11 protein-coding genes and 2 pseudogenes are annotated in these 14,743 nt (G+C 68.2%); 5 read left to right on the top strand and 8 right to left on the bottom strand.

The features are described 5' to 3' along the window. Positions 1 to 94 precede the first annotated feature (94 nt). From ACFY3N_RS08525 to ACFY3N_RS08510, 4 genes are all read left to right on the top strand, one after another. On the top strand, positions 95 to 640 hold the full coding sequence (locus tag ACFY3N_RS08525) for a hypothetical protein (protein ID WP_390815848.1): 546 nt from the start codon (positions 95 to 97) through the stop codon (positions 638 to 640). A gap of 1,433 nt (positions 641 to 2,073) precedes the next feature. Further along, the gene (locus ACFY3N_RS08520; protein WP_085572263.1) at positions 2,074 to 2,475 is read left to right on the top strand and encodes a hypothetical protein; all 402 of its coding nucleotides are present in this window, start codon (positions 2,074 to 2,076) and stop codon (positions 2,473 to 2,475) included. A 65-nt stretch (positions 2,476 to 2,540) separates the two neighbouring features. Further along, positions 2,541 to 2,999, top strand: a complete 459-nt coding sequence (locus ACFY3N_RS08515; protein WP_143652383.1) for a hypothetical protein — start codon at positions 2,541 to 2,543, stop codon at positions 2,997 to 2,999. 490 nt (positions 3,000 to 3,489) lie between these two features. Further along, positions 3,490 to 4,152 (top strand): hypothetical protein, encoded by a 663-nt coding sequence (locus tag ACFY3N_RS08510; RefSeq protein ID WP_390815847.1) that lies wholly within the window; start codon positions 3,490 to 3,492, stop codon positions 4,150 to 4,152. Between the two features lie 1,243 nt (positions 4,153 to 5,395). Here the strand turns inward: ACFY3N_RS08510 and ACFY3N_RS08505 are convergent. From ACFY3N_RS08505 to ACFY3N_RS08470, 8 genes and pseudogenes are all read right to left on the bottom strand, one after another. Then, positions 5,396 to 5,806: a hypothetical protein gene (locus ACFY3N_RS08505; protein ID WP_390815846.1), complete on the bottom strand. Its 411-nt coding sequence runs from the start codon at positions 5,804 to 5,806 to the stop codon at positions 5,396 to 5,398. A gap of 285 nt (positions 5,807 to 6,091) precedes the next feature. Further along, positions 6,092 to 6,568: a hypothetical protein gene (locus ACFY3N_RS08500; protein WP_390815845.1), complete on the bottom strand. Its 477-nt coding sequence runs from the start codon at positions 6,566 to 6,568 to the stop codon at positions 6,092 to 6,094. A gap of 505 nt (positions 6,569 to 7,073) precedes the next feature. Beyond that, a pseudogene (locus ACFY3N_RS08495) lies at positions 7,074 to 7,355 on the bottom strand (VapC toxin family PIN domain ribonuclease); the annotation flags it as partial. 103 nt (positions 7,356 to 7,458) lie between these two features. Continuing rightward, positions 7,459 to 7,539: pseudogene (locus tag ACFY3N_RS08490) on the bottom strand (DUF2587 domain-containing protein); the annotation flags it as partial. Between the two features lie 95 nt (positions 7,540 to 7,634). Further along, positions 7,635 to 10,496: an ABC transporter permease gene (locus ACFY3N_RS08485; RefSeq protein ID WP_390815844.1), complete on the bottom strand. Its 2,862-nt coding sequence runs from the start codon at positions 10,494 to 10,496 to the stop codon at positions 7,635 to 7,637. Beyond that, the gene (locus ACFY3N_RS08480; protein ID WP_030856708.1) at positions 10,493 to 11,233 is read right to left on the bottom strand and encodes an ABC transporter ATP-binding protein; all 741 of its coding nucleotides are present in this window, start codon (positions 11,231 to 11,233) and stop codon (positions 10,493 to 10,495) included. Before ACFY3N_RS08480 ends, ACFY3N_RS08485 begins: the two co-directional genes overlap by 4 nt. 208 nt (positions 11,234 to 11,441) lie before the next feature. Then, positions 11,442 to 12,098, bottom strand: coding sequence for a PadR family transcriptional regulator (locus ACFY3N_RS08475; protein WP_386018997.1), 657 nt, complete (start codon positions 12,096 to 12,098; stop codon positions 11,442 to 11,444). 96 nt (positions 12,099 to 12,194) lie between these two features. Further along, positions 12,195 to 12,350, bottom strand: a complete 156-nt coding sequence (locus ACFY3N_RS08470) for a hypothetical protein (protein ID WP_390815843.1) — start codon at positions 12,348 to 12,350, stop codon at positions 12,195 to 12,197. Positions 12,351 to 13,944: 1,594 nt separating this feature from the next. On the opposite strand from ACFY3N_RS08470, the gene ACFY3N_RS08465 reads away from it, so the two are divergent. Next, positions 13,945 to 14,601, top strand: a complete 657-nt coding sequence (locus ACFY3N_RS08465; protein ID WP_390815842.1) for a DUF1326 domain-containing protein — start codon at positions 13,945 to 13,947, stop codon at positions 14,599 to 14,601. Positions 14,602 to 14,743 lie beyond the last annotated feature (142 nt).

Raw genomic sequence — 14,743 nt, 5'->3', positions numbered from 1 at the left:
AGGTTAGGACGTGCGTTTGGTTGAAACCCTTCATCTGTAGAAGGCAGGGATTGTGGGCGGTGGTTGGGCGGGGTTGGCGGTTGCCGTCGTGGGCGTGGTGGGCACGCTAGGAGCGGCGCTGCTGACGCAGAACCGCGCGGACCGTACAAAACGTCTGGAATTGCAGGCTGCTGCGGAGCAGCGACGAGAAGAACGCCAGCACGCCGAAGCCCTGCTACAGGCGGAGCAGGCGCAAGCACGCCAGCGCGAGAGCCTTGAGCTGAGGCGCAGGTGTTACATCGACCTGAACACTGCTTCCCGTCAATTTCTGACGGCGATGACCAACTACCTGCATGCGCTGCGGCAAAACGTTGACGTTGACGCATCGCTGGCACAACTGGAGACCAGCCGATCGACCTATCGGGACAGTTATTCGGAAGCCCAGATGATTGCCCCGCGCCCGGTGCTACGAGCATCCAGCGTTGCCAAGACCCGGTTGAACACCGCATACGGAAAAATCAAGCAGCTCGGCCCATCTCTGTCCGGATGTGCGGCCGAGCTGCATGCTCTGGAAGACGAACTGCATCAAGAGGTCTGGCCATACGTGGGGGAGCAGAAAGTTGCCATGCGAGCCGACTTGGGAATCGAATCCGCCGATTAGTGCAATGCTGATCGACACCTTTGAGGCAGTCGAGTACGACCAGACGGGAGGGCTGTAGTGAGCGCAGTAGTACAACAGCGAAGTGCAGCAACCACCGCAACCGCAGGCGACCACCAAGGCCGTCAATGACCGACTGACCAGCCCTCCAGTCCGCAATGCCTCCGGCCGAAAGTTCGGGACGAAGAGGTCGCTCCGTTAGGGTGCGCCGCATGACCGACGATACCCCGGCCTGTCCTGAGTGCAGCCAGCCCTTGAAGTCCGGCGGTCTCGTGCTGACTAAACGAGACGAAGACGGCCGGAGGACCTGCCGCTCTCTGTGGCGGTGTGCTGGCCGGCACACCTGGTGGCAGTGGGCGGACCGGCCGGCCGAACCGCTGGAGGTCTGCCCGGTTCCGGAGCTGTTCCGTTGACATCCAACGCTGACATCAACGAGCCCGGACGGCGGCACACAGCTGCGATCCTGGAAGGCCGCCGGACCAGCCAACGATGGCATCAGGGGCGGGCGTAGATCGAACTCCTAAAGCGGATGTCGCCCACCTCAACGTCTCGGCAGGAGCCATGCCCAGGACGAGCGGACTCAGCAGAGGGACCTTTGTCCGTCATGGGCAGGTGAGGCGGGTTACCGATCACGCTCCGCTGCCGTTTCAGTATGTGCCTCAGTACGTGAGCGGACCTGGGCCGAGTACGGCGGGCCGTAGCCACGAGGATGCAGCCCGCCGTACTCTTAAGTTGTCCTGGCGAAGAAGGCGTCTACCTAACGAACAGGACGTAGTAGCCCACGGTTACGACGATGGCAGTCGTCGTAATCAGGGACTTCAGGCGGGCGGTCCGGGACTCGTCGGCAATTGCGAACCGGACCGTCTGCCCAACCTGCGTGAACAATTCGCGCACCAGCACCTCCATTGATTGTTTAACTCCCGGGTGGAGCTTCTAACCTTCTCTGCAGCGAAACAAGAAAAGCCCGACTTCTAATCACTCCGGCACTAATACGCCATCGTCGCGAAAAGAAATCAGGCTTGCGATTTCATGATATGGATTTATAAATCTTCGAGCTCTGATTCATCCTCTGGCGGCATAGGACCACCCCCTTGATGCCACAGCTCAAGGTACGAGGAGATCGAGCAACAGAACTGTATCACAGCCCATGACCTGCAACTCTGCGTATCTGTAGGCGAGTTCGGCGCCCCGGGACACCCCGTCCCAGGGACTGTTCCCGATGGCTACACAAGCATCAGCCCGTGCCAGTTGCGTGCCAGATGCTGCGGGAATCCACGGGGAACACCGGGGAGACAGTCGACGGCCCATCAGGCGCCTATGACGCTCCGCCGCAGGTCAGCCCTGACAACGAGCTCTGAATAATCTGAGCTTCCCAAGCTGAGGTTCCCTCGTGAAGATGGGTCTTGCTGTCAGACCTGCGCTGTACGGTTCGCTCCATGGCTGAGAGACCGACGACGAACTGGCGCAGGGGCATAGCCAAGGAGGCCGCGGAGCTTTCCGCTGGCACCCTGGATCCCAACTGCGCGTGCATGGTCGAGCTGTTTCCCGAAGAGCTCCTGGTGGAGACTGATGCTGTCCTCGACGTGTTCGATGCCGAGGTGCCCACGCTCGCAGAGGGCGACGACACACGAATCTTCGCCGTAGTGGAGCGCGTCATTCTGGCCCTGAACGCCGTGAACGAGGCTCACGACGAGTGCGCCTTCGAAACCGATGAGCGCGAGCAGTTGTGCGCCTACATCGATGAGGCGCTCAGCGAGCAGGGAGTCGACGTCGCGGCCCTGACCGCCAGGCACGGGCTCGGCCGGCACGAGCTCACGGACCGGTGGCGGGACTGGTGAGCAACCCCTCGTCGTGAGAGATCAGGTCAACTGTGGCCAGCAAGTGGAGTGTCTACGATCGCGCGATGAGCTACGACATCTACTTCTTGAGCCGACGCGACGGGCAATCCTGGGATGAGGTCCTGGAGGCGATGGAAGACGCGGCCGAGCACAGCGAGCCGATCCCTGCTCGTCTCCTTGAAGCTTGGGAACGCATAGTCCCGCAGGCCCGGTTTCTGCTGGGCGAAGTGGACATCACTGAGTACGAACAGGAGTCCCGAGACCTCAGCCACTCGGGCACCGGCATCGACCTGTCCGTCTTCGGTGACGAGGTGAGCATCACAGTGCCCTACTGGCATGCAGGGGAAGATGCCGCGGTCGTGCTCGGCAAGGTCTTTGCCCTGGCGGCCATCGTCGAGAAGGAAACGGGGCTGACTGCCTACGACCCCCAGACGGAACGTCCGCTGGCAGAGGTCCAACCGCAAGGTGCCATAGGGCTGATGTCAAGAACCACCGAAGATTTGCGCAGCCGCTACGGTGGTTGACCAATCGCCAACGGAGGCGTGGCGGAGGCCGGTGGGGGTGCAGCGAGGCACACGCGCGCCTGATCGGTCGGCGTACCCGCCATCGTGGCTGACTGTCGTCGGCTGAGGTTCGTGCCACAACCGTGCCAGATGCAGGGGTCAGCCACGGTCAACACCGGTGCCCTGCGGTCGAGTAGTCGCCCGCTTCCTCGGCCGACGAAGTCGCAGCTCAGGCCCGAGATCACCCAGCCTCTCTCCTAAAGCGGGTGTCGCGCTTTGGCAAGGCCGACGTCGTCACGATCATCGGAACCGGCGCCGAGAGATCCGCCGACGAGCCATCGAAGTCAGCCAGTTCCACGCACCCACCAGCCGCGCGACTACAACAGCACCAAAGCGGCTGCATCCCGAAGTGGTCGCCATCCGCTTGCCGCCCCTGTGGCCCCAACTGCTGTCAGTGCAGCCGTTCACAGAGGATGATGCGTCTCACAACAGCACCGCCCCAGGGGGGATCATGAGTACCAACATCACGCCGCCGCCGATGCCAGCTCAGCCGCCGCAACCCGGCAAGAAGAGCCACACCAACGCCTACATTATCGGCGGCGCGGCCATCATTGCCGCCGCCGTCGTCGCCACAGGGATCGCCATCTCTGGCCGCATCGACGACACAGCAAAGCCACAGCCCACCGTCACCGTGACAGAAACCGTCGAGCCCGAGGCCACAGTCGAAGAGGACACCGCAGCAGTAACCGACCAGAACGCAGACGCCAAGGTCGGCGAGCAGGCCCGGAACGGCGGAGCCGTCGTCAAGGTCACCAAGGTGGCAGAGGCCGACACCATCGTGCTCGCCGGAGCCCGCAAATCCGCAGGCGCCGACGCCAAATACGTCGTCCTCAAGACCGTTGTCAGCAACGAGGGAAAGGCCAGCATGGACCTGACGTGCTCGCTGCCCATCGTCAATGCGCTCATCGACGACCAGGGCCGACGCTTCGACACGATCGAAGATCTTTACGACGTCGCCGACAACCCAGAATGCAACGCGCAGTTGCAACCCGGCTTCGACGACGAGATGCAGTTCGTCTATCGCGTCCCAAAGGACGCGGTGGTCACAACATGGGAGTTCTCCGAGTACGACCTTGAGAACGAAGTGACCCCCACCCTCGTCAATCTGACCTGACCAGCCACCATCGGCCCTCCACCCCTCAACCAGGAGTCGGGGGCCCGTCGTGCTGTCAGTACCTGCCAGTACAGGCGAGGCGAGCGTGGAGTACGCGTCGATTAGGTGGCCTCCTGCGCACTCATTCGTGTGAGCACCGCACCACAAGCGCATCAGATCGAGCAGGGAGCAGCGGGGAGTGGCGGTGAGAACGATCAAACCCGACGAAGGACGCGCCAACTGTATGCGCAGGTCAGCGCCCTAGGGAGCGCAGAGCGCCGCAGCTTCCCAAGCTGGCTCCGAGTGTGAGACTCCGTAGCTTCCACAAGCAGTCGCCCCTTGCCCGCGCAGGCTCTGCCAGACTCGCTTTATGGGGCGTTGTGCTGGGGTGACACGGCAGGGACGAGCGTGCGGAAACCCTGCCGGATGGAACGGCTACTGCCATCTGCACGGTGGTGGAGGCCGACGAAGCCGAAGCCCACGTGTCTCTACTCCTCCCCGACTTCCGCGCATGCCTGCGCGTCCGGAACCACAGCCGCAACGCAGGCGCAGAGGTTGGTTTTGGTGGCTGAGGTGGCTCTTCATGGGTTGGTTCGAGGCCCTGCGTAACGCGGTAAGCCGACGCTCATGACGGTGCTGGCTGGGCCGTCTCTGGGCCGTCCGAGGTCGCTCGACAGTGGCCAATGACGACCAACGACGACCACCAGGCGCACGAGCCCACTACCCCTGAGCAGGGAAAACCCAGCTCACCAAGATCCCCGGCAAGACCCAGGGCAAGAAGAAGTGGCCCGAGTGGATCAGACTCCGCTGTCTACCGGCATCCCTACAGATGAGGGACCTGATGCGTGCCGGTTCCCTATGTTCGTGATGCTCGCTTGCGTGGGCGTGACCACCTGTGCCAGCGGCCTGTGAAGAGCCGCTCAACGATCATCATCAGTACCAAGCTCGCGCCCACGATGCCGCAGCCCTGAAAGAACAGGGTGCTGAATAGTGCCTCCCGGAGGGTCATAGCAACTATGAGGCAGCCCACTACAAACGCGAGTGTGCCCACGAGTTGAAGCAGAACGTAGAGCGATGCAAGCGCGTTGCGGACACTCCCATACGACTGAGGCTGTGGGTGCTCCCCATGCACGTGCACTGTCAGATGCTGATCACGTCCAGCCTGGTACACACGCCCGTCGCCCTCGGCATGGCCATACATCTGCCGCCGAGAGCCTTCCTCGTCACGCTGGCCCGGGGCCATCATCATCGTCCCACCTGGCGCTCATCGCTCGCTGATGAACTGGTTCCCGCCTGCTTGGTACACCCGGCCGTGATCACGGGCCTCGGCGTTGAAGGTGATGTTCGTCCTGTGTGAGCCGGCTTCCGTGAGTCTGGACAGCAAGCTTTCGAACTCTGCCGCAGCGGCCCGGTCCTCCAGGAAGAGTGTCAGCATGCGCCCCTGCCAGGCTGACTGAAGAGCCTGACGTATGGGTTGGATCTCCGTGTCAGGAGCGGCGAGCAGTGCAGAACGCGACGTCTCAAGGTCTCGTTCCAGCTCGGCAGCGGAGTCTGGGCGGAATCGGCGCCACAGATCAACGACGCCTGATCGAAGTGTCTGCCAGCCGTCTGTCGCCATGGCCGATACGACGGCCGTACCGCCTGCGCTGGCCAAGGCGATAAGCGTCGGCTCCACGATCTTTCCTCCCCGTTTGGGCCCAGTGAACCGATCCTAGCGAGCAACTCCGGCATGCTGCACGGCACTTCACGTGTGTCGCTGGTCGTAACTGACAACCGCACACCCTGGGCGACTCGGACGACAACCCCGGGTTAGGGCGGAGGAGCGTGCCATATGCGTGCCAGATCGTGCGGGGAACCACGGGGAACACCGGGGACCAGCCCAGTGGCCAAGCAGGCGCCGAGGCCGCGTCACCGCAGATCAGCCAAGCAACCGGGCGTAGATCACCTTAGCTTCCCAAGCTCAGGGCGCAGTGCCGTCTTCAATGACATCCAGGTCCTCTCTCATGCGTGCCCGGAGCACAGCAAGGGCATCGTCGTAAGTTCGGCGCCCCTCCAGATACACGGGATCGGTGACCAGAACTCCCTCCATCACCCGATCCCGAAGGTCACGCAGACGGCGGAAGGCATCCTCTGAAGCCTCTACGACGCGACTGGGCGCGCTGATGGTCATCTGGTACCTCAAGCCGATGCACGGCCCGAACGCTTCGCGGGCCATCGTGCGGCGCGTCGAGGGTTCCATGTCCGAGTCCCGAGCCACGTTGCCGCAGACGTGACGGGCTTCAGACAGGCCGGCCAGGTAGTCCCCATAAAGAGTGCGACGCGTTTGCGTCTCGCGATCCAAGCGCTCCCGCTTCCACCGTTGACGGTCCAGAAGCATGGCGGATCCTGTGGCGATCACCGCGCCAACTATGGTGCTGATCAAGGTGATCCACTGCATAGACCGACTGTAGCCACTGCCACGGTGTCCGTCGGCCCCGCACCACAAGCGCACCAGATCGAGCGGGGAACAGCGGGGAGTCACGGTGAAAGCCAGCGGCACCGGCGAGGGCGCAGGTCAACCATCAGCGCAGGTCAGCGCCCGAACCGCCCGCGAATGATCGCAGCTTCCCAAGCTGAGAGCGCGAGTTCGATTCTCGTCACCCGCTCTTCTTCAAGCCCCAGGTCAGCGACCCGGGGCTTGTCTCATAGGGGTCTCGTTGCTGCGGTTTGCGAGTGCTCCCGCACTCCGAGATTGGGCACGCAGAGGGCACGCACGCCTTGCGAGGGCGCCCCCATCACGTCGCAGCATGGCGCTGACCTTTACTTTCACACAGATGAGCCGGAGGCGAGCCCTCAGCCCGCTGTTCCCGGGCGATGGCGGACGCCCGTCCTGCACCTGCTTCGTCGTGGGCGGCACACAAGGCCCTTGCGGGAACGGGTACTTGACCGCCGAGGGTCCTGCGTCAGAGGGGAAGGTCGTCGGGGAGCACCCAGAATGCCTTATAGCGGCCCAACGGGTGTACGGCCAGAAGTCTCGTCGTTCGAGGGTCAGGATCGCGTCCGTGTCGTAGTCGGCGGCAAGGGCCACGTTCACCGCGTCGGCGAGGTCGAGGTCCAGCGCGCGGTAGCGGACACGGACGGACTGGGCGGCGCCCAGGTGGTCCTCCGTGATCTCCGGCATAACGACACGCTCCCCGGCTCATCCAGCGCCGCAGGTCGTCGACCGCGCTGAGGGCAGCCTCCCTCTCGTCACCACCACGTGGCGTGCCCTGTCGGCCTACCTGGTTCGCGACAGCGTGCAGACCGACCAAGGAGTACGGCCGGGATGGAAGGTGATCCCTAGTCAGTGCCGCCGAGCGCCATCCCGTCCTGGCCCAGGATGAGGACCTGGGGGCTCTCCTGCGACCTGTCATTCCTCGGCATCTCCATGCCGCCATTCTCGCGCACGCGTGCTTTCCCACACGGTGTGCCCCTGGACGAGGGTGATCCACCCTCGTCCAGGGGCACGGTCCGGCAGCGGAGGCTCAATGCGCGGCGCGGCGGGCCAGCGCCCCGCGCGAGCGGGTCACCAGCGCGGCCAGCAGGGCGGCGCCGAGGGGCACGGCGACCAGGAGGGCGGCGAGTGTCTCCCAGGGGACGACGATCGGCACGTACGGCGGGGCGTCACCGACGCCGACCCACCCCTGGTCGAGAGCCTCCTGGTAGGAGCGCATCTGCTCGCGCTCCTCGGTGAGCCGCAGCCCGACCGCGGGCAGGACACCGGCCGCCGAGCCGAGGACCACACCCATCGCGGCGACCACACCGCACTGGAAGCCGCTGAGCATGCGGCGCACCCGGGGCGGGGCGCCGACCGCGGCGAGCGTCTTGAGATCGGCCTCCGCGTCGGCCTGGGCGAGACCGGTGGCTATGCCGGCCGCACCGATGGTGACCAGGCCGGCGAAGACGGTCAGCGCGAGCAGGACGATCCCGTTCTCGTCGACCCAGCCCTGCTCCACGGTCAGCTCGACGTTGCTGCCGAGCTTGGCGATCTCGGCGTCGAGCCTCTGCCGCTGCTCGGAGCTGGGCATCCGGTCGGTGCTGAAGACGGCGCCGAGGGGGACGGTGGTCAGTCCGGCGGCCTTGGCGGCGGCGGGGCTGAGCACGCTCTCCACTCCGTAGGAGTCGGGCGAGCCGGGCACCTGGTAGGCGGGGAAGGACTTCAGCTCGCCCGGGACCGGCTTGTTCTGCTCGACGGCGCGGTCGGCGGCCTCCGGGTCGGTGATCAGCTTGATGCCGACGGTGCCGTTCCTGTCGACCTGGGGCCTGTGGAAGCTGAGGAGCTTTCCGTCGGCGAGGGCCTTGGCCGCACCCGGGTCGTCGATGCCGAGGACCTTCAGGAGCGGGGCGTCGGCGACGAGGAGACCCTCCTCGACGTAGATGCCGTTGCCGTCGCGCGAGAGGCAGCGCCAGTCCTTGGCGAGGGCGCGCCGCTGCTCCTTGGTGTACTTCTCCGCCAGGTCGGAGCCGTCGGGGGCGATGGCCCACAGCGGGCACTCGTTGGCCGGCGGGATGACGACGTCGAAGCGGCCACAGCCCTCGCCCTCGCCGTACGGGGCGCAGCCGGGCTTGCCGACGACGATCCGGAACACGTCGGCGCGGACGTCGACGGGCAGCGTCCGCTGCACGGCGTCGCGGACCGCGGGGACGTCCCGGCCTCCCTCCTCGGTGACGAGCGCGGCGCCGGCCCCGTACGGCAGGCTGGCCCGGTACTCGGCCAGACTCTGGGCGTCGCGGCTCGCGGCGTACGTCGAGACGGCGACGGTGCCCGCGACGGCGGCCAGGACGGCGGCGACAGCGGGTGCCGTACGGCCCCGGTTGCGGACGGCGTCCCGCAGGGCGAGGCGCGGCGAGAGCGGCAGCCAGCGGCTGGCCCGGCCGAACAGGCCGACCAGGGCAGGCGTCATGGCGACCACACCCAGCTCGGCGATGGCCGAGCCACCCGCGACCAGGACGAACTGGTCGGAGACGACCGAGCCGTACAGGGCGATGGCCGCGCCGAGCAGGACAGCGCCGAAGCCGATCAGCGGCAGCACGCGGTTGCTGCGGCGCACGCCGCGACGGCCGGTGAGGGAGGCCAGGATGGTCTGCCGGGAGGCGGTGACGGCCGGGATGACCGCGGAGAGCAGGCCGGTGAGGACGGCGAGCGCGGCGATGGCGAGCAGTTCCAGCGGCCTGACGGTGAAGCCGCCGAACCGCTGCCCCATGTAGTCCTCGAGGAGCGGCCGGAGGGCGAAGGTCAGGGCCAGGGCGAGGACAATGCCGACCAGGGCCGCCGCGACGCCGATGACCAGGCCGCCGCTCAACACGATGGCCCGGATATGGCTGCGGGCACCGCCGTTGGCGCCGACCAGGCCGAGCTGGCGGCGGGAACGACGGGCGCCGACGGCGAAGGCGGGACCGGCGAGCAGGCAGATCTCCAGCATCGCCAAGCCGACGACCGTGCCCACGGCGGCGAGCGCGGCGGCGTCGGCACCCCCGCTGTTCTTGGCCCAGTCTTTTCTCTGGTAGAGCGGCACCTCGGAGTCGGCGGGCGGGTCGAGGACCACGACGCGCGAGGTGACCAGGACACCCTTGACGTTGATCGCCTGGACCATGTTCCACGTGAAACCGCCGGCCTTCTTCACCAGGTAGGTGGTGGAGACGTCGGGCTTCGGCAGTCCGGCCTTCTCGACCGCCTTGGCGTACGGCGCTAGGAAGGCCCCCGGCAGGGCGTTGACCTGCTGTGCCGTGAGGTCGCTGGGCAACTCGTACGAGCCGCTGATCACATAGGTGCGGTCGAAGCCGCGGGCGGTGAGGGTGGAGCCGACGGACAGCCCGCTGCTCTCCAGGAACCGGGTGGTCGCGGCGATCTCGTCGTTCTTCTCGGGGAAGCGGCCCTCCTGCAGCCGCATGATGCCCCGGGCGACGGGATCGGCGGCGGCCAGCTCACGGACCTCGGTCTGGAGCAGACCGTGAGTGGTGGTCAGCTTGGCGGTGCCGCTGCTGTCGGTCAGCACCGTCGAACCGGCCGGGATGGTCTTGGTGACATCGGTCGGGCCGTCGGGCCAGGACGTGCCCGGCGAGTAGTAGTCCCCGGCCGGGGTGTTCTGCTCGCCCTCGGGGTCCTGCAGGATGGCCACGCCGCCCGTCCGGGCGTCGGAGAAGCGAGCGTCGGCGGCACCCAGGGTGCGCTCCACCCGCTGCGCGGGGGTGAGTTCGGCGCTGCGCAGGGTCAGGTCCAGGGCGCTCACGCCCAGGATCGGCAGCGCGATCATGGCGAGGACGAGGAAGCTGCGGCCCTTGGAGCGCCAGGCGTCACGGCGGGCGATGCGGACCGCGGCCCGCCAGGAGTGGAACCAGGTCGTCACCGCTGGGCCGCCCGGCCGGTCAGGAGCGAGTCGGCGTCGCTGCGTAGGGTCTGGTCGACGACGGCGCCGTCCCGCAGGAAGACGACCCGGTCGGCCCAGGCGGCGAACCGCGGCTCGTGGGTGACCATGATGCCGGCGGCTCCGGCGTCGCAGCGGGAGCGCAGCAAGGCCAGCACGGACTCGCCGGTCTCGGAGTCGAGGGCGCCGGTGGGCTCGTCGGCGAGGACGAGCCGGCGGTCGCCGACGAGGGCGCGGGCGATGGCCACGCGCTGCTGCTGGCCGCCGGACATCTCGTCGGGGAACCGGTCGGCGAGTTGGCCCAGGTCCATCTCGGCGAGGGCGGCGAGGGCCTCGGTGCGGGCCTTGCGGGCCGATATGCCGTCCAGTTCGCGGGGCAGGGCCACATTCTCGGCGGCGGTGAGGGCCGGGATGAGGTTGTAGTCCTGAAAGACGTAGCCGATGCTGCGGCGGCGCAGGGCGGCGAGCCCCTTGATGCCGAGGGCGGTGATGTCGGTGCCCTCGACGAAGACCTGCCCGGAAGTGGGGTTGTCGAGGCCGCCGGCGATGGTGAGCAGGGTGGACTTGCCGGAGCCCGAGGGGCCCATGACGGCGACGAGTTCACCGGGGTGGACGTCGAGGTCGATGCCGCGCAGGGCGTGCACCTCGGTGGCGCCGGAGCCGTGGACGCGGGTCAGGTTCCGCAGACTCAGCACGGGCTGCTGCTGTTGTGTGGACATGGTTTCCCCTCGGGCGTACGCCGGCGAGCGGCCGGACGTCGGTGCGACAGACGGACGGTCGTTGGCAGCGCCGTGCGTACGGTATGGGTCTGGTCGGGTGGTTCGGAGTCTTCAGGTGCTACGAGTGGGTCGGGTGGAGCCGGTGGACTCGGTCGGCCCTGTGGGTCCGGTCGTTCGGGCGCTCAGGGCCGGTCGTGAAGGTCGGACGTCACGGGCGGTGGCGTGCGGCCTCCTCTGCCCCGGCCGCCGCCCGCGCCCCCGTCCCCGCCGCTCCCGCTACCGCCCCCGGCGAGGCCGGCTCCGGCCCCGCCGCCTGGGCGGTCGACGAGAGACGGATCAGCCGGGACTCGCAGTGGTCGAGCCAGCGCGCCTCGGCCTCGGTCTGGAAGATCAGCTGCTCCAGGACGAGGAGCCAGGCGATGTCGTCCCGCTCCCGGTCCCCGTTCTTCTCCACGGCGGTGAGGGCCTGCGCCTTCAGCCGGGTGTAGTCCTGCATGGCCTTCACGGTGTGCCGGCGCTGGGACTGGATGACGTCACGGATGTCGACCCCGGGCGCCCCGACGGCCATGGCCAGCTTGATGGCCAGCTCGTCGCGGGCCGGGCTGGTGCGGTCGACGGGGTGCTCGAACCAGCTGCGAAGTTCGACGCGACCGCTGTCGGTGATCGCGTAGAGCGGGTGGCCGGCCTCGTCCTCACCGTCCTGCACGACCATGCCGTCGCGTTCGAGCCGGCTGAGCGTCGTGTAGACCTGACCCACGTTGAGCGGCCAGGTGGAGCCGGTGCGGAACTCGAACTCCGTACGGAGCTGTGAGCCGTAGCGCGGGCCGCGTTCGAGGAGGGCGAGAAGCCCGTGGCGGATGGACATACCGAGTATGTATACCGAGTAAGTCCGCGTGGACAAGCGTCCTGAGGCGGACGCCGGAGGTCCGACTCAAGGGGGACCCGGGCCGTCGCGAGCCGCTCAGCGGCGGCGCATCCGCACCCCGAGGAAGCCGATGCCGAGGCCCACCAGAGCCGGCCCCACGCCCAGTGCGAACACGGGAATCCGCCGGTCGGAGAGGCCGAGGGGGGCCTCGGTGCCGGTCCCGTGAGCGGCCGCCGACTGCTCCGCGGGCAAGCTCTCGGCGGCCGGGGCGTCCGTCTTGGGTACCGCATCGACCCCCTCGTCCGACTCCTCGGCGGGCTCCTCCTCTGTTGCCGTTGTAGGTACGAGCGGGCTTCACCGGGCTCGTGGAGGACGGCGAGCCGGAGGGGTCGGCCGGTCGGCCGGGCCGCTCCCGGCCCTCCCCCGCCGGCGCCCCCGAGGGCGGCGGAGTCGCTGGGCGCGGGCGCGTCGGGCGGCCCCGACGGCTCGGGGACCGCCGGACGGGCGGGTCCGGCGGGTCCGGAGGAAGGCGACGCCGACGGGGCGGACGGGCGATCGGGCGGGGTGGGCGCGGCGTTCGTGACCGCGGAACCGTTCGGAGCGGGGACGGAACCGTTCGGAGCGGGGGCGTGAGCGGGCGGTGCGGGGGAGACCGTCGCCGTGGCCTGGCGCGAGGGGGCCGGTGGGCGCGGGACGGACGGGGTGGTGGGCGGCCCGGAGGGGTGCCTCACGGCGGCGGCCTCCGGCCCGAAGGCGCCGGCGCTCCGCACGGCGCGGGGCGCGCCCTCGCCCTCGTGCGCATCGCCCTCGTGCGCATCGGCCTCGGGCGCATCGGTCTCGTGCGCATCGAGACCCAAGGAGTCCTCGACTCGCAGCAGGATGCTTGATGCGCGCCACTGCATCCGAATGACGCCATGTGTGCAGTCGCGACGGCCTCACTCGGCTGCCGTTCGAGTCGGAGCCACTCCCGGTCTCTGGCAGCCAACCGGAGGCCCTGATCTCCCCCATCCCTGCGTCGTGCCCATGGCGTGCCCCTCAGAGCGGACAACCACGGTCAACAGCGGTGCAGCCAGTCCCTCACACCTGCCGCCTGACAACGAATTTCCCCAGGTCAGCTGCTCTATGGCCGCGCAAGCGCCGTCGCTTCCCGAGCTGAGAGCGCGAGTTCGGTTCTCGTCACCCGTTCCACGCGAAACCCCGGGTCAATGACCTGGGGTTCCTTTGTTGTCCAGCGGAGACTCGGTGATCACGTACCCGGCGGGACAACGGCCTTTCGTTCCGGGGCCACACCGGATTCGGCCTCGGGCGGCCTCCGGGCCGCCCACCTCGGCCACCTGGATCGCCCGTCGGCTCGGCGGCCGCTCGACATCCTCGTCGACGACGCGGCAGCTGCGCCCGGCGTACGGCCGTGACGGCCTGCCGGATTCGCTGCGCGCGGACACCTCCCCCGCCGCCCGGCTGCGCGTGACCTCCGCCGCGCCCCTGTCCGCCACCGCCTTCGACGACGACGCCGGCACGCTGGGGGCCGGTATCCACCGCGGGACGCGGACCCCGTCCCGGATCACCGTGGCCGTCGCCGGGAACGGCCGGTACGCAGTGGCCGAGTGTCCCGAGGCGGGTGTCCGGTCCGTCGGATCGGATGTCGCGCCGGTTCGGAGGCGGGCGACCGCGCGTGAGCGCCTCCTCACGGACTCGGTCCGGTTTGTCGGGCCTCCCTGGTTCCCGTACCGGGACGCGGGGTGCAAGCTGGAAGGGAGGCCGCCCCGTCGTCCGGGCGCGGGCTCGGGACACGCGGTCTCGCCACTCCGAGTGAGCTCCTCCTCGAGCTCGGCGGGAGGGAAGCGAGATGACGGATCACGTCACCACCGGCACACGCTGGCACCTGGCCGGTGATTGGTTCGATGTGTGCAAGTGCGCCATACCGTGCCCCTGCACGTTCGCCCAGCCGCCGACCTACGGCGACTGCGAGGGCGTGCTGGTCTGGCACATCCGGGAAGGCGGCTTCGGCGATGTGCGGCTCGACGACCTCAACGTCCTGATGCTCGGCTCCTTCGTCGGCAACCCCTGGACCGGCACGCACTCCGACCCGTACGCGGCGCTCTTCCTCGACGAGCGGGCCGACGATCGGCAGCGCGCCGCGCTCGGGGCCGTCTTCGGCGGTGAGGCGGGCGGGTGGCCCGCGCGGTTCGGGGAGATGTTCCACCCCGAGATGCGCGGCATGGAATTCGCCCCCGTCCACGTCGAGATCGACGAGGACCTCGCCGCCTGGCGGGCCGAGGTTCCAGGCCGGGTCACGGCCACCGCCGAGGCGCTCACCGGCCCGACGACGCCGGACGGCGCACGCGTCCAGGTGCACAACGCCCCGGGCGCCGAGGTCGGACCGGGCCAGGTCGCCACCTGGGGACGGGCCACCGCCGACCGTGCCGACGCGTTCGGCTTCTCCTGGGAACGCTCGGGGAAGTCGAGCAAACACTTCCCGTTCGACTGGAGCGGTCCTGACTGAGACGGGACGCGTTGTCGCAGGGGGGCGAGCCCGGTTGCCGCAGGGGCGAGCCCGTGGGCCCCGTGGGCCGACGTCAAGGTGAGCCCCCACGGCGTGGACTTCTTCGGTCACCGACGACCGCCCGGCGAACGCGTCCTCTTCG

The sequence above is a fragment of the Streptomyces sp. NPDC000348 genome (assembly GCF_042898795.1).
Classification (GTDB): Bacteria; Actinomycetota; Actinomycetes; order Streptomycetales; family Streptomycetaceae; genus Streptomyces.
This window is presented reverse-complemented; position numbering and strand designations above follow the sequence as displayed.